Here is a 19,816-nt window from a genome sequence, read left to right as displayed (position 1 = left end):
TTCAGCTCGTCGCTTGCAGCAGGGAGATGTCGGCGACTTGCGTGAACATCGCGCGCAGCTCACTCAGCAACGCCAGCCGGTTGCGGCGTACGTCGGCGTCCTCGGCCATCACCATGACGCCGTCGAAGAACCCATCGACCGGTTCGCGCAGCGCGGCAAGGCGGGTCATCGCTTCGGCGTAGCGGCCGTGGGCGAAGTCGTCCAGTACGTCGTCACGGCAGCTCATCAGGGCTTCGTAGAGCGTCTTCTCCGCCGCCTCGCTCAGCCTCGCGGGGTCCACCGGCGCCTCGCCGGTCACCTCTGCCTTACGCAGGATGTTGGAGATACGCTTGTTGGCCGCGGCCAGGGCACTCGAGGCCTCAAGCTTGGCGAAGCTCTGAATGGCCGCCATTCGGCGATCGAAATCGTAGGGACGCGGTGGCCTCACGGCGAGCACGGCATCGAAGACGCTGTGCGCCTGCACGGCGGCGTCCGCGGCAGCGCCATCGCCGCCGAGGTAGTAGCTGCGCAGGCGATCGTAGAGGAAGTCTTCCACCTCCTTGACCACCGCCTTGTCGCCGTCCTTGCCGCGGATCGGTTGCAGGGCCGCGGCGCGCGTCAGCAACGCGCGCAGGTCGAGGTCGAGCTGGCCCTCGATAAGAATGCGCAGCACCCCGAGCGCGGCCCGCCGCAGGCCGAAGGGATCCTTGTTGCCCGTGGGGCGTGCGCCGATCGCAAAGCTGCCGACGAGCGTGTCCAGGCGGTCGGCGATGGCGAGCGTGCGGCCCGGCGCACTGCGCGGCAAATCATCCCCCGCAAAGCGCGGAAGATACTGTTGGGCGATCGCATCGGCCACGGCGTCTGCCTCACCGTCACGGCGGGCGTAGTGGCCGCCCATCACCCCCTGCAGTTCAGGGAACTCGCCTACCATATCCGTTAGCAGGTCGGTCTTCGCCAGCTGCGCTGCCCGCTCCACCGTATCGGTGGGGGTCCCTAGCGCTTGCGCGCAGGCCGTGGCGAGGTCGGTGATTCGCTGGGTCTTCTCCGCCAGGGTGCCTAGCTTGCGCTGGTAGACCACGGCGCCGAGATCGTCTCGGCGCGAAGCCAGAGGTCGCCCGCCATCCGCTTCCCAGAAGAAGGTCGCATCGGCCAGCCGGGGTGCGACCACCCGCTCGTTACCGCGCCTTACCTCCTGCGGATCCTTGCTTCGAAGGTTAGCGATGGTGATGAAGGCATTTCGTAGGCTGCCGTCGGCTTCTGTCAGGGGAAAGTACCGCTGGTGCTCCTGCAGGGTGGCGATGATGACTTCGCGCGGAAGCGCTAGGTACTGCTCGTCGAAGGTGGCGAGCACGGGCACGGGCAGCTCGACGAGCGCCGTAACCTCATCCAGCAGGTCCTCATCGACGAGCGCGTGGGCCTTCGCCCCGCCGGCAGTGGCCTCGATCGCCTGACGGATCTGTTGGCGTCGCTCGTCGATGTCCGCCACCACGTGAGCGGCGGCGAGGGTCTCCTCGTAGGCGTCGGCAGCGGCAAGCTCCACGCCGTTCGCCGGGCCGTGGAAGCGGTGTCCCCAGGTGCGACGTCCCGCCGCGCAGCCGAGGACTTCGCAGGGCACGACCTGATCGTCGAGCATCACCACGAGCCACCGCACGGGCCTCGAGAACGCATGCTCGGTCGATCCCCAGCGCATACGCCGTGGCACGGTGATGCCGTCTACAATGCCGGGCAACGCCTCTCCGACCACCTCGCCGGCACTGCGGCCTGCTTCGGTGGCGCGGTGCACCAGCCACTCGCCCTTCGGCGTCTCGATGCGTTCCAGGGTGTCGACGCTGACGCCGCAGCCGTCGGCGAACTTCATCGCCGCTTTGCTCGGGACCCCATCCGCGTCGAAAGCCACCTTGACGGGCGGTCCACGCTTCTCCACCTCGCGATCCGGCTGCCGCGCGGCGATGCCGTGCACGAGCACGGCGAGGCGACGTGGTGTTGCGAAGGCCTGGATACGTTCGTAGGGAAGTCGAGCCTCCTGCAGGCTGTCGCCGAGACGTGTCTGCAGGTCCTTGACCATGGACTCGAGGGCGCCCGGCGGCAGCTCTTCCGCACCGATCTCGACCAGAAGGTGGCTCATCGTTCGGCCTCCTGCTGGCACATCGGAAATCCGACCGCCTCGCGGCTTCGGTAGTAGCACTCGGCGACAGCCTTGGCCATGTTGCGCACGCGCAGGATGAAGCGTTGGCGCTCGGTCACGGAGATGGCGTGGCGGGCGTCCAGCAGATTGAAGCTGTGGGATGCGGCCAGCACCTGCTCGTAGGCAGGGTAGGTGAGATCGCGGGCGATCAGGCCCTCGCACTCGCGCTCGCAGGCATCGAAGTTGGCGAACAAGCGTTCCGTGTCGGCCTCTTCGAAGTTGAACACCGATTGTTCGCGTTCACTCTGGCGGTACACATCGGCGTAGGTGATGGGCCCCGAGGGACTGTTGACCCACACCAGGTCGAAGAGGTCTTCCACGCCCTGCAGGTACATGGCGATGCGTTCCAGGCCGTAGGTGATCTCCGCCGAGACCGGTCGGCAATCGAGGCCACCCACCTGCTGGAAGTAGGTGAACTGGGTGACCTCCATGCCGTTCAGCCACACCTCCCAGCCGAGGCCCCAGGCGCCGAGGGTGGGCGACTCCCAGTTGTCCTCGACGAAGCGGATATCGTGCACCAACGGGTCCAACCCCAAGGCGCGTAGGGAACCGAGGTACTGCTCGAGGATGTCGTCGGGCGAGGGTTTGATGAGCACCTGGAACTGATAGTAGTGCTGCAGGCGGAAGGGATTCTCCGCGTAACGCCCATCGGTGGGGCGCCGGCTCGGCTGCACGTAGGCGGCGGCCCAGGGCTCCGGACCGATCGCGCGCAGGAAGGTGGCCGGATGAAAGGTGCCGGCGCCCATCTGCTGGTCGTAGGGCTGCAGGACTGCGCAGCCCTGGGATCCCCAGTACTCCTGCAGCGCGAAGATCAGCTCCTGGAAGGTCTGCGGTGTGCTCATCGTTTATGTCGTTCGCGGTGTGGCGGGCGCGCGTTGGAGGGCGCCGATTGTTGCCATGCGGCAAGGTTTTTCTGGCCGCGCAGTATAGCGGACCTGGGTGGGCTGGCGTCGCCCTGGATCCGAGCTTGTATCCTGCCCTTGCACCAAAATAGGGCGTGCGCGCACCGTTTCAGTCTGAATAGACGCGCACCAGCGCATCGACGCAGTGCATTCCCGCCTGTTTTGGCCCCGGTTTGGTGGCATGACCATTGCAGCGAGGTGTGATCCAGATCACATTGAGTGCCGTTCGCCGCCGACCGTCAGGCGCGCTGGCCGGACCACTTTCTAAACCCACGAAATGCCAAAGCTTGGAGAGCGATGATGACAAGCCCTGCAAAGGTGCTCGAACTGATCAAGGAGCGTGAAGTCGCGTTTGTAGACATGCGCTTCACCGACACGCGCGGTAAGGAGCAGCACGTCACCGTGCCGGCAAGCACGATCGATGATGACTTCTTCGAGGAGGGCAAGATGTTCGACGGCTCCTCGATCAACGGCTGGAAGGGCATCAACGAGTCCGACATGGTGCTCATGCCCGACCCGAGCACCGCCGTCGTCGACGTCTTCACCGAAGAGAACACGATCAACATCACCTGTGATGTATGGGAACCCTCCACCATGCAGGGCTACAACCGCGACCCCCGCTCCCTGGCGCGCCGCACGGAGGAGTACCTGAAGTCCACGGGTATCGCCGATACAGCCTACTTCGGCCCGGAAAACGAGTTTTTCGTGTTCGATAGCGCCCGTTGGGACGTGCAGATGCGCGGTGCCAGCTACTCGATCGACAGCCAGGAGGCCGTCTGGTCCTCGGGCGACGACTACGACGGCAACAACATCGGCCACCGCCCGGGCGTGAAGGGCGGCTACTTCCCCGTGCCCCCGGTCGACTCCCTCCACGACGTGCGCTCGGCCATGTGCCGCGCCCTCGAAGAGATGGGTCTGCCGACGGAAGTGCACCACCACGAGGTGGCCACCGCCGGCCAGTGCGAGATCGGTGTGCGTTTCAATACGCTGGTGAAGAAGGCCGACGAGGTGCAGATCCTCAAGTACACGGTGATGAACGTCGCCCACGTGTACGGCAAGACCGCCACCTTCATGCCCAAGCCCCTGGTCGGCGACAACGGCAACGGCATGCACGTGCACCAGAGCCTCGCGAAGGACGGCAACAACCTGTTTTCCGGCGACCTCTACGGCGGGCTCTCGGAAACGGCGCTGTTTTACATCGGCGGCCTGATCAAGCACGCCCGCGCCATCAACGCTTTCGCCAACCCGGCCACCAACAGCTACAAGCGTCTGGTGCCGGGCTTTGAGGCCCCAGTGATGCTGGCCTACTCCGCGCGTAACCGCTCGGCGTCGATCCGTATCCCGTTCGTCTCCAGCCCGAAGGCGCGCCGCATCGAGGTGCGGTTCCCGGACTCGATGGCCAACCCCTACTTCGCCTTCTCGGCGATGGTGATGGCGGGTCTCGACGGCATCCAGAACAAGATCCACCCGGGCGATGCGCTGGATAAGGACCTCTACGACCTGCCCCCGGAAGAGGCCGCGGGGATCCCGACGGTGGCCTCGTCCCTGGAGCAGGCCCTTGAGGCGCTGGACAACGATCGTGACTTCCTGCGCGCCGGTGGCGTGTTCGATGACGACATGATCGACGCCTACATCGGCCTGAAGTCCGAGGACGTGGAGCGCCTGAATATGACCACCCATCCGGTGGAATTCGCCATGTACTACAGCCTCTAGGGCTGCTGCGGCACGGGCGGGTCCTCGCCGCCCGTGCCCGGCAACGAGCTTTGCGTCGGTGCGTCTCTCCCCCCCAATCGTCCCCTTCGCTCCTGCGACACCGCTCGTCGGCCGTTCGTGGCCCTCGGCCCGGGAAACGGTCGCGGAGCGTGCATTGTGTTCTGTTCCGTGGTGTGACCCCGCGCTAAGCTGTCCTCATGAACAGTGCACGCACGCTCTCGTGGTCGGCGGCCGTGGGGATCCTCCTCGCGGTGGCGGTCGCGGGTGCTCAGGAGCGCGAGACCTACACCTGGGTGGATTCGGCGGGGATGCGCCACTATTCCGATCGTCCGCCGCCGAGCGACGCGCGCCAGGTGCGTACCCTGCAGGTGCCCCTGCCCCGCAGCAGCCAAGCACCCGCGGCGCCGGCAACCTCCACCACGCGCCAGTTCGAGCCAGAGGACGGGGACGAGGATGCAGCGGTCACCCCGACGATCACGGTGGTGCGACCCACCGCGGACGAGAGCTTCGTCAACACGGCGGGGCTGGTGCAGGTAGCGGTGAACGTGGAGCCGCAGATGCCGGACCAGGGCCGAGTGAACATCTACCTCGACGGTGCGGTGGTGGCCACCGGAGTGCCGGGCCAGCAGTCCTTCCAGCTCTCGCCGGTCTACCGCGGCGCCCACTCGGTCAGCGCCGTGCTGGTGGATGGGAGTGGCAGCCAGGTCTCGCGCAGCAACAACGTGACCTTCTACGTTCGCCAACAGTCGCTCCTGCGAGCGCCCTAGCCGGTCGATCTCCCACCGCTGCTCCGGGCCCGGACCCTGGCAATAGTCATGGTTGAGCTCGACCCGCCTGCTTCCGACGAGGTAGCACCCCTCCGCTTTTTGCTAAACCACCAGCGCACGGCGCTCCTGCGCCTCGATGCGCAGGGCGTGGTGCGCTACGCCAACCCGGCGGCCGAGGCCCTACTCGGCCTCAGCGCGAGCAAACTCCTCGGTCAACCGATGGCCACGGCTCTCCAGGCTGATGCGCCCCTGGCGGGCCTCGTGGAACAGGCTATTGCCACCCATCGCTCCCTGATCTGCCGCGCCCTACCGTTGCGGCCGCGCGCTTCCAGCGCCTTCGACAGCATGATCGACGTGCAGCTGAGCCCCCTCGAGGACGGCCGTCAGTTCACCGGTGTGCTCCTCGAGTGCCACGATGCACAGGCGCGTCTGCGCTTTGATCGCGACGCGGCCAACCTGGTTCAATTGGATGCGAATCGCACCATGGTTCGCCAGCTTGCTCACGAAATAAAAAATCCCTTAGGTGGAATCCGTGGCGCGGCGCAACTCCTCGAACGTCGCTTGGCGGAGGAGGGGCGCGAGTATACGGGCATCATCATGCGCGAAGCCGATCGCCTCACCCAACTGGTTGATTCGCTGCTCGGCCCCCCTCGTCGCTCGCGACCCGCGTGGGTGAACGTGCACGAACCACTGGATGATCTCGTGCGCCTGGTGCGAGCCGATCCCCTCACCAAGGTGCAGATCATCACGGACTATGATCCTAGCCTACCGAACGTTTTGATTGACCGTGACGAGGTCATTCAAGCGATTCACAATCTTGTTCGCAATGCCCTGCAAGCGATGGATCAAACGGGCCGCCTATGTGTGCGAACGCGCGCGGTCTCCCAGGCGGTGGTGTACGGCGAGTACCGCTCGAATATGGTCCGGGTGGACGTCGAGGACGATGGCCCTGGTGTTCCCGAAAGTCTGCGCGAATCACTGTTCTTCCCCCTGGTGACGGGCCGCCGCGATGGAACCGGCATCGGATTGCCAACGGCCCTGGAGCTCATCAGCCGTCAACGAGGATCCATCGAGTATGAGAGCAAGCCCGGGCGAACGGTCTTCTCTGTTCTGCTCCCCGCCGAGGACGCTACCCCAAATGAGTGATCAGACCACCGTCTACGTACTCGACGATGATCAATCGATCCGCTGGGTGCTGGAACAGGCCCTTGGCGAGGCCGACCTCAACGTGCGCACCTTCGCCGACGCGGACAGCTTTCGCAGCGCCTTCGCTCGCGACGCAGTGCCCGATGTGGTGATCACCGACGTCGTCATGCCCGACGCGGACGGCATCGACCTGATGCGTGAGTTCGCCGAGCGCTACCCGTCCCTGCCCTTCATCGTGATGACGGCGCACAGTGATCTGGACAGCGCCGTACTGGCCTACGGTGGTGGCGCCTTCGAGTACCTGCCCAAGCCCTTCGACGTGGACGAGGCGGTGGAGCTGGTGAGTCGCGCAGCCTTGCACGGCAAGCAGCAGCATCCGGCGGAGGCCGATCCGCAGGCGAGCTTCGGCACCCTTATCGGTCGTGCGCCGGGCATGCAGGAGGTGTACCGCGCGATCGGGCGTCTGACGCGATCCCACATGACGGCGATGATCACGGGGGAGTCCGGCACCGGCAAGGAGCTGGTGGCCAACGCTCTGCACCAGCACAGCCCGCGCCGCGACGGCCCCTTCATCGCCCTCAACACCTCCGCGGTGCCGACCGAGCTGCTCGAGTCCGAGCTGTTCGGCCACGAACGCGGCGCCTTCACCGGTGCCGACGCACAACGACCCGGGCGCTTCGAGCAAGCGCGCGGGGGCACCATCTTCCTGGACGAGATCGGCGACATGCCCACGCCGTTGCAGACGCGCCTGCTCCGGGTGCTGGCCGAGGGCGAGTTCTACCGCGTGGGTGGCCGCTCGCCGCTCAAGGCCGACGTGCGCGTGATCGCCGCCACCCACCAGAACCTCGAGGCCCGGGTGGCAGACGGCACCTTTCGCGAAGACCTCTACCATCGTCTGAACGTGATCCGTATTCGTGTCCCGCCCCTGCGCGAGCGGCGCGAGGACGTGCCGGCGCTTCTCGCCCACTACCTGCGCCAGTCCGCAGCGGAAGCAGGGATCTCGCCGAAGGTGCTGACCAGCGAGGCCGAAGCGGCCCTCCAGCGCTATCATTGGCCCGGAAACGTACGTGAGTTAGTCAACGTCTGTCGCCGCCTCACCCTGCTGGCGCCGGGCGAGCGCATCGAGGCGCAGGATGTTGCGAGTGAATTGGACGGTCTCAAGGCGCCCACCGGCGAGCAGGCCGCAAGCTGGGCCGTATCCCTGGCGCGCTGGGCGGAAGCGGCCCTCGCTGAGACCGACGCCCCGCCGCTGCTCGACGAGGCGCTGCCCGAGTTCGAACGGGCGCTCATCCGGGCCGCCATGGCGCGTGCCGGTGGTCATCGCCAGCAGGCCGCTCGCCTGCTCGGTTGGGGGCGCAACACGCTCACCCGCAAAATGCGGACACTCGGGCTGGGCTAATCGAACGTTAAGCTCGAGCGACGGAGGGCGACGATGAGCGCCTTGCCGCCGGCGGCGCAGTACCCGCTGCTTCTGGATGCCGGTCGCGGCGAGATCGGCTTCATGCCCACCACGCGTGAGGCCCTGAGTGAGGCGCCCTTTCTGGATGGGCGGTTCGCCACTCCGTCGGCGGTCTCTGCACGCCAACCCATCGCCGCACTCAGTGCGGCGGTGGACGACTTGGCGCTGCCCCCCGTGATTCTGCACACGGCCTTTTGCTGTTCTACCTTGCTCGCGTCCGCGCTGGATCACCCGGGTAAGGTACTGGCGTTGAAGGAGCCGGACATTCTGATGCAACTGGCAAACCTGCCTCGTGTGCATCAACCTATCCGTGACGATAGGCAGGCTTTCGCCAACTTGACCCAGCTGGTGCTGAGGTTGCTTGCCCGTCGCTTCGCCCCCGAGGAGCAGGTGATTCTCAAGCCGACCAACGCCACGGCCAACCTGCTGCCCACGCTCACCGCCTTCGACGCACCGGTCGTTCTGCTCTACGCAGACCTGCGCGCGTTTCTCGTCTCGGTCATCAAGAAGGGCGAGGCGGGGCGCTGGTTCGTGCGCCACCTCATGAACATCTTCCGCCTCGACGGCAGCCCGATGGAGCAATGGCGTGAGCGCGAACGCATGCTGCTCACCGATCTGCAGGTGGCAACGCTCGTGTGGTGGCATCAGATCGACAACTACCTCGGTGCCCTCGGCGCTGGCGGGCGCGCACCGCTGGCCACCCTGAGCGCTGCCGCCTTCCTGGCCGATCCCCTGAGCGCCTTGAAGGAAGTGAACGCGTTCGCTCGCTTAGGGCTTTCCGACGAGACGCTCACCGCCGCCGCTAACGGGCCCGCCTTCCATCGTCATTCGAAGTTCGCGGACCTCGAATACGACAGCGCGCAGCGCGAGGAGGAACGAGCCCAGATCGAGGCGCAGCATGGCGAGGCCATCTCCCTCACCTTGGCCTGGTCGAGCAAGCTGCGCGGATCCGACTCTGCGGTGAACGACGCGCTGGCGACCTTGCGCCAACACAGCGCTCTACCGAACGAGCGGTCCGCCTAGGCGAGCGCCAGCTGCGGACGACGCAGGTTCCACGCGGCGCGCGCCTCGAAGCACGCTTGCACGGCCTCCCGTTCGTCCACGCTCAGATCCGGATGCCAGGCTTCGAAGAGCAGGGTGACGCGATCACCGTCAGCGTGATTCCAGCTGTCGTGGAGGAACGAATCGTCGAAGGCGAGGGCCTTGCCTGGCTCCCAGGGGCAGATCTCGTCGGCCACGCGGAGCGCGGACTCGCCCGGCACGATCAGGGGCAAGTGCACAGTGGCATCCGTGTTGGCCAGCCCGTAGTGGGGCTTGATGTGTTGGCCCGGCCCCAACACGGAGAACAGCACTTCGCGCGGATGGCCGTCCACCTCCAGCAGCGGCAGTGCTGCCAGGGCGGCGAGCGTGCGCGGGAAGTGCGCGATGACTTCAGGATTGGGATCGCTCTGCTTGTACAGATGCAGCGCTGCCCAGGCGCGGCTCTCGGCGAGATGCGCCAGCGGGTTGCCCTGCGCGATCTTCCAATCGAGGTAGGGGCGCACGTGGCCGGCCATGAGATTGCAGGCGGCCAGGTACTCCTCGCAGATGATCTCGAACGCGTCTTCCAGCTGCCCCAGCCACGGCGCCTGGGTCCGGTCGAAGACCGCTATCGGCGCGAGCTCGGGCACGTAGAACACATGGGGTTGCTGAGCGGGCGTTCCGAAGTTGACCTCGCCGTCGTGGGTCTGCACCCAGATGGCTGCCTCGATGCGCGCGACGTGCGCGCCTGGGCGTTGCGATGCGAAGCTCTGAAGTGCGCGCTCGTGCAGCTGGGTGAACCAGCGCCGAATGCCATCGTGGGCCGCCTTCGAGCGGATCGAGATGTCCTCCCGCACCTGACCGCGCCAGGCGTTGATCACCCGGTTGTCGCGATCTGCGGCGAGGGACCAGGCGGCGGCCGCGTGTTCCTCGTGGCCCTGCGCCGCGAGGGCGTAGCCCAGGTAGAGCAGGGGCACCGGGTTGCCCATGTCGATCCGTACAGCATCGCTGTAATCCGCGACGGCGCTGTCGAGGTGGCCGGCGAGCTCCGCATCCAGCGCTCGCCCGCACAGGGCGTTCTGCCGTGACTGTGCCGTAGTTGCATCGTTCATAGCGCGAATTATCGCTAGCCGTCGGCGTGCGGACAACGGCTGCGCTATGCTGCCGCCATGGCCAAGACGACTCTCAACACGGTGCTGAGCCAAGCCCTCGCGCTGATTCAGCGCGGTGAGGCGGCGCGTGCTCTGCAGGGCTTGGATGGGCTACCGCCGAAGGCCCGGGACGATGCGAACGTGCTGCACGTTCGCGGCCTGGCGTACAAGGCCCGGGGGGATCTGACCCGGGCTCGCGAGGCCCTCAGTAAGGCCGTGCGCAAGGCGCCGCGCCACCCGGCGCTACTCAATAATTTCGCTAATGTGCTCAACGAGCTTGGCGAGCGTGGCGAGGCGGCGGCGACATACACGAAAGCGACCCTGGCGCAGCCCGATTTCCTCGATGCTCATCGTAACCTAGGTATCGTGTTAGGTGTGTTGGGAGAGCACGAGAAGGCGCTCGATGCCCTGACCAGGGCGCGTGAGTTGGCGCCGGATGATCCGCGCACCCTTTCGACGCTCGGTGCCACCTTGAACGCGTTGGAGCGACCGACGGAAGCCGAAGCCGTACTTCGCCAGCTCATCGCACGGGTCCCTAACCATGCGGTAGCGTTGCATCACCTGGCGGTGAGTTTGCGTTTGCAGGAACGCTTGGAAGAGGCGACTGCGGTATTGCAGACCGCGCGGGAGGCGGCGCCCGAGCGAGCAGAGATCGTACACGCTGCCGCCACCCTGGCGTTCGAGCGCGGTGACCACGACGAGGCGGAGCGGGCATACCGCCAAGCGATCGCCCTGCGCCCGGACTACATCGACGCCCACGAGACCCTCAACGAACTCCACTGGCAGCGGGGCCAGCTCGATCGCTATGGCGAGAGTTACGCCGAGGTACATCGTCAACACGGCTGGCTCAGCCCCGCCCTGAGCGCGGCGTGGATGCGTTGCCTGGTGCTCGCCAGCCGCAGCGACGATGCCTTGAGGGTTGCCCGCGATGCCCGCGAGCACTTCGGTCCGCAGGTGGATCTCCTGCGCTGGGAAGCGCAGGCTCATCGCGCCCTGAACCAGCCGGCCGACATGCTGAAGGTGTTGGAGGAGGCGGTGCGCGTAGCGCCGAGCGGTGGCGACCCGCGTAGCGCGATCACCTTGCGTCAGGATTTGGTGGAGGCACTGCTGCGTGAGGGCGAGGCGCAGCGAGCAGACCCGATCGTCGATGAGCTTCTCACCCTCGGTCCGAACGATCAGCTGAGCTGGGCCTGGCGTAGCACTGTGTGGCGCCAACTCAACGATCAGCGCTACCACGATCTGCATCAGGATCTTCGCTTCGTGCGCGCGTGGCAGTTGCCGACGCCACCAGGCTACGAGAGCCTCGAGAGCTTTCTCAGCGCGGTGACGCAGACCCTGCAGTCGATGCATCACATGGTGGTACGCCCGCTGGCACAAACGCTCGAACACGGCACCCAGACGCCCGGCCGCTTGCTGCACAAGCCGGATCCGGTGATCCAAGCCCTGCGCGGTGCGATCGCGAGCGTGGTCGACCAGTACGTGGCGGAACTGCCGAGCGATGATCAGCACCCCTTGCTGCGAAGGCGCACCAAGGCCTGGCGCTTCTCAGGGTCCTGGTCCGTTCGCCTCCAACCCGATGGTTTTCATGTCGACCATGTCCACCCGGCGGGTTGGGTAAGCTCGTCGTGCTACATCTCCCTACCGCCGAGCGTCAGTGCTTCGGCGGCTGCGCCCGATGGCGCGGACGAGGTGAATCGTGCCGGCTGGATTCGCTTCGGCCGCAGCAGCCTGGCCTTGCCGGATCACGACGGCGCGGAGCGCTACGTGCAACCGGCGCCGGGCCTGCTCGTGCTGTTCCCATCTTTCACCTGGCACGGTACGGTGCCCTTCCCTGGTTCTCCTGAGGATTTCCGAATGACAGCTCCCTTCGACGCGGTGCCCGCCTGATGACCGCGAATCCGCAGGATGCATGGTCGCTCTACTGGGCCGGCGGTAGCCTCGATAGCTGTCTGCCAGCTGGCACGGCGGACGGCGACGCCCATCCCGTGCGCCAGCTGTGGACCGATCTCGCCACCTCCCTGGCGCCCGGCAGTCGAGTGCTCGACCTCGCCACCGGCAATGGCACGGTGCCCGTGACCTTGCTGCGGGCGAACCCGGCGTTGGAGGTGAGCGGTGTAGATCAGGCGGAGATCGATCCGGTGGCGGCGGTCAGCGACGTGCCCGAGCTGAAGCAGGTGAGCTTTCAGGGGCGCGTCGATGTGGCGGACTTACCCTTCCCTGCCGCCAGCTTCGACGTGGTGACCAGCCAGTACGGGGTGGAGTACGGCGCGCTGGAAGAAGCGGTGGGCGAGGCCCTCAGCGTGTTGCGCGCTGGCGGCCAGCTGGTCTTCCTGATGCACCACGTGGATAGCGAGGTGGTGGCGCCGGCGGCGCCGTTGCGCGAGGAGATCGCTTCCCTGCTCGACCCCAAGGGGCCCTTGCCCCTGCTGATCAAATTCGTTGCGGGTCAGATTCCCGTGGACAAGCTCGAGGCCGCTGGTGAGCGCCATCTTAAGGCGAACGTGCGGCGAACGGCGCGGATCACCGGCCAAGTCTACAAGATGGTGAATACCATCGTGGAGCGCCTCGGGGAGTCTCCGGAGCAGGCGCGCATCATGAGCGGTGTGTTAGCTGCCCGCCTTGAGGCGGAGCACGAGCGTCTCGGCCAGCTACAGGAAGCGGCGTTGGATACTCGGCGCGCCCAGACCCTGCGCGGCGTGTTGCAGGCCCAGGGTGGAGTCGTCGACCGGCTCGAGCCGCTCGAAGTGAAGGTGGGCAAGGATGACGACGAGCCAGCCTTGGTCGGCTGGCACCTGGTCGCGCATACGGCGGCGAACTGACGCCGCCCGGGTAACCTCGCTCTAGGGGTAGGAGGTGCGGTCCGTCGCCGTCGCGCCGCCGCCTTCGCCAAGAAAGCCCCGGGTCATCTGACCGGACGCCAGCTCCGCGTAGTACTTGCGCGCTTCCACGTACTGCTCGACGTACTCGTCGAGGGTAAAGCACACCCGTCGCTTGATCATCGACTGGGTGCGCTCGCGCCTGCACAGCTTGGTGGTGCCCGCCACCTCGTTGGGATCGGCGACCTGACGGCGGCTCTTGCGATCCTTCACCAGGTGCATGTCACGGATGTCCGGGATCAGCTCGACCAGCTCGTCCCAGGTGTAGCTATAGCTCGTCTGGTTGGCCTGCGCCTCGTCATCTGCGGTCGCGGCGGCTCGGCTAGCGTCGTCTGCAGCGCTCGCCCCGGCGGCGGCGATGGACAGTGTTGCGCACAGCACAACGCGGGTGCTCTTCCTCATCGGGAGTCCCCTATTCGTCGTCACGTTCGCATGTCAGTGAAACACAACATACGGATGCGGGGGAAGCGCGTTTCGGCGAACGGAGAGCTATTGTTGGCGAACGCCGCCGACCACCATCGTGGACGTGACTCGGGCCTGTCGCTGGGCGCGGTACAACTCGTAGGCGGAGTAGCAACGTCGGCGCATGACGCTCGATTGCGTGTCGCGTTCGTACTGACAGAATTTCTGCGTGCTGGGGAGCTCGAAGGCACGCGGGACGCGGGTCATGGCTTCGCGTCTGGCGCTCAAGCCGTTGTTGGCGAGATCGGGCACGTTTGCTGCGAGTGCGCGCCAGGTGATCTCGGCGGCGGACAGTGCGTCCCCGCTCGGATCGCGGGGCGGGGCAGCGCTCGGTTCGGGATCCGCGGCGTTTGCGAGACCGGCGGACAACAACAGCAACAGCGTCGTCCCCAACGAAACGCTGACGGCAGATCGGCTCCTCGACGGTCCCATGGCTACGCTCCCCACGCACGACTCCTCAGCCTTGAGTGAAGCACAACCCCCTGGGGGCATGAAAGCCCGAAGCCCACGGATGGTGGCGCACCCGTGGGCGTCGAAATCGCGCGGCTACGGGAGCGTCATAACGGAACTCATGCTGATGACCGTGCGGCCACGTAGGACGGCTAAGCGCCGCTCCCGTTCGAACTCGGTCAAGGTCATGCAGCGACGTCGCTTGAACAAGTTGGCGTAAGGACTGTTGGCCGAACGGATGCAGATCATGGGGGGACCAGGCACCTCCGTGGCCAGCGGGACACGGCGTCGGTCGCGACCGTGCTGGGTGAGCGGTTCGGCATCGGGCACCAGGGCTACCAAGGCCTGGCGCGCTTCGCTCAACGAGTGGGGGACGGTGGCCTTGATCAGCTCATGCGGCGGGGCCGCGAGAGCGATGGGGCTGCTCAGGGAAAGGCAAACGGCGGTGGCAGCGGCGGCGAGTGGGGAGTGCCGGCGAACTGCCTTGGCGTCGTGGGACATGGCGGTGACCTCGACTTATCAGCGGCCGCGTGCGGCCGATGCATCGAAGCCTTACGACTTCGATGACCTACTGATAACGTCGTTTACCCGCCCATCCCTGCGCGGTGCGAAGCAGGAGTCCCTACTCGCCTCCGTCGCCGATCATGCCAAACGTCATTTGGCCGCCGATGATCTGTTTGTACAACGCCCTCGATTCAGTAATTTCCGCTACCAGCTGGTCCAGTGTGTAGCAGCGGCGCTTAGGAATCCGTGAACCCATGACGGTTTCCTTACGGCAAAGGCGCGGCTCTTGGGCCACTGCTTCATCCGCAGGCACGCCCGCCTTGCGCTGCGGATACTCGACGGTCATTCCCTCTAACTCGGGAATCAAGTCGACGAGTTCATCCCAAGTGTAAGATTTCGAACCCTTAGCGGTGGCTGCAGCCTGCTCTTCGTTTTGCTGGTCGCGATCGCCTGCGAGGGCGGTCGGGCACACCAGTGGGGCCGTGAGTAGGGCGGCGGCCGCTAGGGGGATCAGTCTGCCGGTCATCGTCTTTCTCCCCTTTTGAGACCTTGCCCAGTCGAGTAAACCACAGGGGTCTGCTCGTGCAAAGGGCCCTTGCGGTGCAACGGATTGCGCGGGCGCTCGCGATCTTGCAGATTGGCGAGGTGCATGAGTCAGCCCCCGGATCCAACGCCGAAACCCTATTCGAGCGCGCCATTGCCCGAGCTCGTACGCACGGACTGCAGGCCGCCGAGCCCGACCTTATATACGCGGCGCAGGCTGGACACCGCCCGGCGGCGCGTATGGCGCTCTCGCTAGCCATGCGCAAAGCGGGCGCAGGCGAGCACGCCCGGGCCTTGCTGGACCAACTGCTCGGATCGGCCGCCAGCGAGCCCTACACCTGGCTCCTGGGGGCGGAGTGGCATCGCTTTCACCGCTCGCCTCCTGAGGGAGATGGGGCCTGGGCGGCGTGGCTTTCGAAGGCGTTCTTCGCTGCGCTGCCGGAGGCGCAAGTCGTTGTTTCTTTGCAGGCCCATTGGGTGGGCTTCGAGGCACCCCCGAGCGGGTCCCTCGCCTCGCCGGAGGCGTTGGCCGAGTGGCTGCTCGCCAGCGAGGAGCGCTGGGAGGCGCCGGCGGCGCGGACTTTGGCGCAGCGTGAGGGTGTGCGGGCCACGCTGGTGCGCCGATTCGCGCCCGAAGCGGCGCTGGCCTACCCCTTGCGCCAGCTCGCACCCCACCTGGCGCCCACCCTGGTGGTGGATCCGCGCAGTGGAGAGCGTGTGGCGCACCCCGTCCGCGACGCGAGCTACGCCCAATGGCTGCCCGAACTGCTCGGCTGGCACGGCAAGCTCCTGGAGCAGCGCCTGGCCCAGGCTGGCGGGTACGCGAGGGAGTGCGGCGAGGTGACCAACCTGCTGCGCTACGCCGGTGGTCAGGCCTACAAGCCTCACCTCGACTGCCTGCCGCCGGCGTCGGTGAGCAGTCCCGATGGCCAGGCCCAGGGCGGGCAACGCCTGCTGACCCAGCTGCTGGGGGTGGTGGCACCGGAATCGGGGGGCGAGACGCGCTTCGAGCACTTGGATATCGAGGTGACCCTGGCCCCGGGCGATCTGCTGACCTTTAACAACGCCACCGAGGACGGACAGCCCCTGGTGGCCTCTCGTCACGCTGGTGCCCCGGTGACAGGTGGCGAGAAAGCGATCATGAGCAAGTGGGTTCGCCAGCGAACGACGCCCTACGGGCGGGAGCTGGCCAACACCTTGTAGCATCCGGCGCTACGCCGAACGCTCTCAAGTCGTTATCATGCGCACCCTTTTTCGAACATGGGCTCCTGGTCACTGGAGCCCCGCGTGGAGTCGTGAGCACATGAGTGAAGAAGAGAAAGACCAGGGCATCCCCGTCGCGCCGGTCGAGGGCAAGATGTTCCTGTACGAGCAGCCCGAGCTGTTGACGGTGGACGACCACGGAGCCCTCGGCGTGACCCCGCCGCCGCGGCCCTTCGATTTCGCTGCCAAGGTGCGCGCGATTCCGCTGGTGGTGTCGGAGATCGCCTCCGCCCAGCGCAACTTCCCGATCATCTTCTCCGACATGGAGAACCCCGTGCCCCTGGCCGTGGTCGGCCTGAGTGAGAACAGCAACTTGTTCGTGGATGCGGACGGCCGCTGGGATCAGGACGCCTACATCCCCGCCTACCTGCGTTGCCACCCCTTCGCGCTCGCCGTGACGGGCGATGAGAAGTTCGCCGTGGTGGTGGACCGGGCAGCCCCTTCCGTGGGCGAGAACGCGGAGTTTCCCTTCTTCGACGGTCAGGAGATGGCCCCGAACACCAAGGCTATGGTCGACTTCTGCGGCAAGTACGAAGGCGAGCGACGCAAGACGATGGAGTACGTGGAGCGCCTTAAGGCGCTGGACCTGCTAGGTCCCCGCCGCGCCACCCACAAGGTGCCGGGGAGCGATGAGGAGCAGACTATCGCCAGCTACATCGCCGTGGTGCCGGAGAAGCTCGGTGATCTGCCAGCCGATACGGTCAAGGAGCTGAACGATGTCGGCATGCTCGCAGTGACCTACGCTCACCTCTTCTCGCTGGAGAACTGGTTGCGCTTGCTCGAGCGCCATCAACGGGTGATGGCGGCCACCAGCCACTAGCCCTGGGCGGCCCGGCGGAACCACCCGGTGACGCTATAACGCTGGCAACTCGCGTAGTTGGCGACGTAGCTCACCGAGTGGTGCTGGGGCACGGAGAACATGTTCAGGGCGTTAAAGCGCGGGATGAACGCCTGTTCGATGTCCATCTGCTTGTCGTAGAACTGCAGGTAGCCGCCCCAATCGGGATGCCAGCGGCGGGTGAAGTTCATGACGAATGCGGCGATGCGGTCGTCCTCCTGCGCATCGTCGTGATACTTCAAGAAATGCCCGGGCGCGAAGCAGGTGGCCTGGGCGTCGCCGCGGGCGATCTCCTGGTGCCCGGTCACCCTCCGCACGAATTCCAGCATCGGCGGCGAGTTGATGAAGTCGAGCAAGCGGTCCAGCAGCGGCACCTGCCCCCACCCCTCTAGGTAGGCATCGAGCATCGGATAGGTGCGGTAGGCGTACTGGAAGCCCTGGCCGGCCACCTGGAAGACCTCCCGGTGCAAAGCGGTCTGGGCGTCACGGTCCAGGGCTCTCAGGGCCTCGGCGCGGTGATAGCGAGGCTCCTTACCATCGAACCAGGCAAATCCCCATGGGACGTCACGTTCCAGGCACTGGGCCAGCTGGTCGGCGTGCGCATCAACCAGTAGCCCCGGGATGTGGATGCGCCGGCGTGCGCCGTAGCGCTCGGCAAGGGCGGCGGGGTCGAGGCTGGGGTTCAAGGCGAATTCGGTCATGCGGCGGGCACTTCGGACTGGTGTTGCGGGAGTCCCTAAGGTGGGCTCGGGGCGAAGCATACCCGCACGTTCTCACGGCCGTCGTGCATCTCGCTATCGGTAGTCGTCGCAGCCGTGCCGTGAAGCTGTGAACGGCCGCCGACGCAACATATTCACCAAATTGTTGTGCGCAAACAACGGGAGATGTTCCACCACAACGAATGGTTGCGGTCGAACGACTCATGGCGTTTTGACATGCCGATTTTGCTCCCCCGCTGGCCCTGTGCTGGCCGTGTTGAGACGACGTTGCGAATTCGCCACGGCACTTCTTTCGGCCATTTCTCGACTCATCAAGGTATTGCCAGGCGGTGTAAATATCGTAATGAAATCAACAATATAAGGCCGATCTGGGTGCCCGTCAGGAGGGTCTGACGGGCGCGGTCGCCCGCGCCAGGTTCTGTGACTTGGTTCGTTGGTTAGCCCCCTTAGGCCCCAGACGCCCTCGCTTCACCCGGGATCCTTGTCGTTTTCTCCGCCGCCCTGCCCCTTCGCTGTCGGGACGAAGCCACAGCAGTTCGTTGACTGAGTCGAGGGCCTTTGCTATCACCCCCCGCACATCCGCGACTGCGGCTGAATTGGGGGACCTGGGTTTCGGGTCCGCTACGCGTTAGTGCTCTCTAGGGAGGAGCAATGAACAACATCAATCTAGAGCGGGCCGTGAAGCTCGCGCTCCTGTCCGCCAGCGCCGTGGCCGTGTCCATGCCCGCTGTCGCTCAGGAAGTCGATGAAGAAGTGGTCACCATCGGCTCACGTATCGAACGCGTCGACCTCGACGCGGTGAGCCCGGTTACCGTCGTCAACGCCGAAGAGTTCACCCTCTCCGGTAACATCAACATCGAGCAGAAGCTGGCCGAGCTGCCGCTGACCCTGCCGTCCTTCGGTCCGAGCTCGAACAACCCGGGTGACGGTACTGCTCGTGTGAACCTGCGTGGTCTGGGCACCGCCCGTACCCTGGTTCTCGTGAACGGCCGCCGCTACATCCCCTCTACCCAGACGGGTGTGGTTGACCTCAACACCGTTCCCGGCACGCTGATCGAGCGTGTGGACGTGCTGACCGGCGGTGCCTCCGCTGTGTACGGTTCTGACGCACTCGCCGGTGTGGTGAACTTCCAGCTGCGTGACGACTTCGAGGGTGCCACGATCACCTCTCTGTACGACGTCAGCACTGAGGGTGATGCCGAGCGCTTCAACGTCGACTTGACCGTGGGCGGCAACTTCGCCGACGGCAAGGGTAACGCCGTTCTGTACGCTGGCTTCATCAACCGTAAGCCGCTGTTCCAGGGTGATCGTGACTTCTCCAGCTTCGCGCTGACCGACGTCGCACCCGCTGGCACGGAAGGTCAGGACAGCGCTACCGGTATCGGCGGTCCGCTGGCCGCTGGTGGTTCCTCCGGTATTCCTGGCACCCGCGACTTCACCGGCCTGACCATCAACCCGGGCACCGACGATGAGTTCATCCTCGGCCGCTTCAACCCCGATGGCACCGGCGCACCGTTCGTCGATCCGGACGATCGCTTCAACTACGCTCCGGACAACTACCTGCAGCTGCCCCAGGAGCGCTTCCTGTTGGCATCGTTCGCTCACTACGACGTGAACGACCGTCTGCGTGTGTTCTCCGAGTTGGCCTTCGCCAACAACCGCGTTGACCAGGAGCTGGCCCCGACGCCTGCGTTCCTCGGCACGCTGGAAGTGAACCCGGACAGCCCGTTCTTCGGTCCTGGTGTGCAGGACGCCCTCGACGGCGTACGTAGCGACACCAACGGCGACGGCGTCGTCGACGACACCGACAACGCGTTCCTCGGCTTCATCGGCCGTCGT

At 65.8% G+C, this 19,816-nt stretch carries 18 protein-coding genes; 10 read left to right on the top strand and 8 right to left on the bottom strand.

Going from position 1 to position 19,816, the window contains the following annotated elements:
* Position 1: 1 nt before the first annotated feature.
* Positions 2 to 2,104 carry a glycine--tRNA ligase subunit beta gene (gene glyS, locus AAF184_15605; protein MEO0423763.1) on the bottom strand — a complete coding sequence of 701 codons (2,103 nt, stop codon included), beginning with the start codon at positions 2,102 to 2,104 and terminating at the stop codon, positions 2 to 4.
* A complete protein-coding gene (gene glyQ, locus AAF184_15600) occupies positions 2,101 to 3,006 on the bottom strand; it encodes a glycine--tRNA ligase subunit alpha (protein MEO0423762.1) in 906 nt (301 codons plus the stop codon). Before glyQ ends, glyS begins: the two co-directional genes overlap by 4 nt.
* A gap of 360 nt (positions 3,007 to 3,366) precedes the next feature.
* On the opposite strand from glyQ, the gene glnA reads away from it, so the two are divergent.
* The 5 genes from glnA (at position 3,367) to AAF184_15575 (ending at position 9,174) form a co-directional block, all read left to right on the top strand.
* Positions 3,367 to 4,779, top strand: a complete 1,413-nt coding sequence (gene glnA / locus AAF184_15595) for a glutamate--ammonia ligase (protein MEO0423761.1) — start codon at positions 3,367 to 3,369, stop codon at positions 4,777 to 4,779.
* Positions 4,780 to 4,976: 197 nt separating this feature from the next.
* Positions 4,977 to 5,546, top strand: coding sequence for a DUF4124 domain-containing protein (locus AAF184_15590; protein ID MEO0423760.1), 570 nt, complete (start codon positions 4,977 to 4,979; stop codon positions 5,544 to 5,546).
* Between the two features lie 48 nt (positions 5,547 to 5,594).
* A complete protein-coding gene (gene glnL, locus AAF184_15585) occupies positions 5,595 to 6,692 on the top strand; it encodes a nitrogen regulation protein NR(II) (GenBank protein ID MEO0423759.1) in 1,098 nt (365 codons plus the stop codon).
* On the top strand, positions 6,685 to 8,091 hold the full coding sequence (gene ntrC, locus AAF184_15580; GenBank protein ID MEO0423758.1) for a nitrogen regulation protein NR(I): 1,407 nt from the start codon (positions 6,685 to 6,687) through the stop codon (positions 8,089 to 8,091). The genes glnL and ntrC overlap by 8 nt, the downstream gene beginning before the upstream one ends.
* 33 nt (positions 8,092 to 8,124) lie before the next feature.
* Complete coding sequence (locus tag AAF184_15575; GenBank protein ID MEO0423757.1) at positions 8,125 to 9,174, top strand: hypothetical protein; 1,050 nt, start codon at positions 8,125 to 8,127, stop codon at positions 9,172 to 9,174.
* On the opposite strand, the gene AAF184_15570 is transcribed toward AAF184_15575, so the two are convergent.
* Positions 9,171 to 10,283 carry an aspartyl/asparaginyl beta-hydroxylase domain-containing protein gene (locus AAF184_15570; protein MEO0423756.1) on the bottom strand — a complete coding sequence of 371 codons (1,113 nt, stop codon included), beginning with the start codon at positions 10,281 to 10,283 and terminating at the stop codon, positions 9,171 to 9,173. The genes AAF184_15575 and AAF184_15570 overlap by 4 nt on opposite strands.
* 57 nt (positions 10,284 to 10,340) lie before the next feature.
* Here AAF184_15570 and AAF184_15565 point away from each other — a divergent pair, with 57 nt between their 5' ends.
* Positions 10,341 to 12,209 carry a tetratricopeptide repeat protein gene (locus AAF184_15565; GenBank protein MEO0423755.1) on the top strand — a complete coding sequence of 623 codons (1,869 nt, stop codon included), beginning with the start codon at positions 10,341 to 10,343 and terminating at the stop codon, positions 12,207 to 12,209.
* Positions 12,209 to 13,141 (top strand): methyltransferase domain-containing protein, encoded by a 933-nt coding sequence (locus AAF184_15560; GenBank protein ID MEO0423754.1) that lies wholly within the window; start codon positions 12,209 to 12,211, stop codon positions 13,139 to 13,141. Before AAF184_15565 ends, AAF184_15560 begins: the two co-directional genes overlap by 1 nt.
* 21 nt (positions 13,142 to 13,162) lie before the next feature.
* Here AAF184_15560 and AAF184_15555 read toward each other — a convergent pair whose 3' ends face one another.
* From AAF184_15555 to AAF184_15540, 4 genes are all read right to left on the bottom strand, one after another.
* Positions 13,163 to 13,600, bottom strand: coding sequence for a hypothetical protein (locus AAF184_15555; protein ID MEO0423753.1), 438 nt, complete (start codon positions 13,598 to 13,600; stop codon positions 13,163 to 13,165).
* An 87-nt stretch (positions 13,601 to 13,687) separates the two neighbouring features.
* Complete coding sequence (locus AAF184_15550) at positions 13,688 to 14,038, bottom strand: hypothetical protein (GenBank protein ID MEO0423752.1); 351 nt, start codon at positions 14,036 to 14,038, stop codon at positions 13,688 to 13,690.
* A gap of 168 nt (positions 14,039 to 14,206) precedes the next feature.
* Positions 14,207 to 14,611: a hypothetical protein gene (locus AAF184_15545; protein MEO0423751.1), complete on the bottom strand. Its 405-nt coding sequence runs from the start codon at positions 14,609 to 14,611 to the stop codon at positions 14,207 to 14,209.
* A gap of 121 nt (positions 14,612 to 14,732) precedes the next feature.
* The gene (locus AAF184_15540; GenBank protein ID MEO0423750.1) at positions 14,733 to 15,140 is read right to left on the bottom strand and encodes a hypothetical protein; all 408 of its coding nucleotides are present in this window, start codon (positions 15,138 to 15,140) and stop codon (positions 14,733 to 14,735) included.
* 257 nt (positions 15,141 to 15,397) lie between these two features.
* Between AAF184_15540 and AAF184_15535 the strand changes: the two genes are divergently transcribed.
* Both AAF184_15535 and AAF184_15530 read left to right on the top strand, forming a co-directional pair.
* A complete protein-coding gene (locus AAF184_15535; protein MEO0423749.1) occupies positions 15,398 to 16,360 on the top strand; it encodes a 2OG-Fe(II) oxygenase in 963 nt (320 codons plus the stop codon).
* 100 nt (positions 16,361 to 16,460) lie between these two features.
* Complete coding sequence (locus tag AAF184_15530; protein MEO0423748.1) at positions 16,461 to 17,240, top strand: SapC family protein; 780 nt, start codon at positions 16,461 to 16,463, stop codon at positions 17,238 to 17,240.
* Here AAF184_15530 and AAF184_15525 read toward each other — a convergent pair.
* Positions 17,237 to 17,959 carry a 2OG-Fe(II) oxygenase family protein gene (locus tag AAF184_15525; GenBank protein MEO0423747.1) on the bottom strand — a complete coding sequence of 241 codons (723 nt, stop codon included), beginning with the start codon at positions 17,957 to 17,959 and terminating at the stop codon, positions 17,237 to 17,239. The genes AAF184_15530 and AAF184_15525 overlap by 4 nt on opposite strands.
* 669 nt (positions 17,960 to 18,628) lie before the next feature.
* Between AAF184_15525 and AAF184_15520 the strand changes: the two genes are divergently transcribed.
* Positions 18,629 to 19,816: TonB-dependent receptor plug domain-containing protein (locus AAF184_15520; protein ID MEO0423746.1), on the top strand; the 1,188-nt coding region annotated here is incomplete at its 3' end.

This window comes from Pseudomonadota bacterium (genome assembly GCA_039815145.1).
In the GTDB taxonomy this organism is placed as follows: domain Bacteria; phylum Pseudomonadota; class Gammaproteobacteria; order Steroidobacterales; family JBCBZW01; genus JBCBZW01.
The sequence above is the reverse complement of the archived record's forward strand: the minus strand, read 5'-3'. Positions and strand labels throughout refer to the sequence as shown.

What these genes read in the sequence shown, in the direction of transcription:
- AAF184_15525 (MEO0423747.1), bottom strand. Translation starts at nt 17,959, where the DNA reads ATGACCGAATTCGCCTTGAACCCCAGCCTCGACCCCGCCGCCCTTGCC.
- AAF184_15535 (MEO0423749.1), top strand. Translation starts at nt 15,398, where the DNA reads ATGGCGCTCTCGCTAGCCATGCGCAAAGCGGGCGCAGGCGAGCACGCC.
- AAF184_15540 (MEO0423750.1), bottom strand. Translation starts at nt 15,140, where the DNA reads ATGACCGGCAGACTGATCCCCCTAGCGGCCGCCGCCCTACTCACGGCC.
- AAF184_15565 (MEO0423755.1), top strand. Translation starts at nt 10,341, where the DNA reads ATGGCCAAGACGACTCTCAACACGGTGCTGAGCCAAGCCCTCGCGCTG.
- glyS (MEO0423763.1), bottom strand. Translation starts at nt 2,104, where the DNA reads ATGAGCCACCTTCTGGTCGAGATCGGTGCGGAAGAGCTGCCGCCGGGC.
- AAF184_15590 (MEO0423760.1), top strand. Translation starts at nt 4,977, where the DNA reads ATGAACAGTGCACGCACGCTCTCGTGGTCGGCGGCCGTGGGGATCCTC.
- ntrC (MEO0423758.1), top strand. Translation starts at nt 6,685, where the DNA reads ATGAGTGATCAGACCACCGTCTACGTACTCGACGATGATCAATCGATC.
- glnA (MEO0423761.1), top strand. Translation starts at nt 3,367, where the DNA reads ATGACAAGCCCTGCAAAGGTGCTCGAACTGATCAAGGAGCGTGAAGTC.
- AAF184_15575 (MEO0423757.1), top strand. Translation starts at nt 8,125, where the DNA reads ATGAGCGCCTTGCCGCCGGCGGCGCAGTACCCGCTGCTTCTGGATGCC.
- glyQ (MEO0423762.1), bottom strand. Translation starts at nt 3,006, where the DNA reads ATGAGCACACCGCAGACCTTCCAGGAGCTGATCTTCGCGCTGCAGGAG.
- AAF184_15570 (MEO0423756.1), bottom strand. Translation starts at nt 10,283, where the DNA reads ATGAACGATGCAACTACGGCACAGTCACGGCAGAACGCCCTGTGCGGG.
- AAF184_15555 (MEO0423753.1), bottom strand. Translation starts at nt 13,600, where the DNA reads ATGAGGAAGAGCACCCGCGTTGTGCTGTGCGCAACACTGTCCATCGCC.
- AAF184_15545 (MEO0423751.1), bottom strand. Translation starts at nt 14,611, where the DNA reads ATGTCCCACGACGCCAAGGCAGTTCGCCGGCACTCCCCACTCGCCGCC.
- AAF184_15560 (MEO0423754.1), top strand. Translation starts at nt 12,209, where the DNA reads ATGACCGCGAATCCGCAGGATGCATGGTCGCTCTACTGGGCCGGCGGT.
- AAF184_15530 (MEO0423748.1), top strand. Translation starts at nt 16,461, where the DNA reads ATGAGTGAAGAAGAGAAAGACCAGGGCATCCCCGTCGCGCCGGTCGAG.
- glnL (MEO0423759.1), top strand. Translation starts at nt 5,595, where the DNA reads ATGGTTGAGCTCGACCCGCCTGCTTCCGACGAGGTAGCACCCCTCCGC.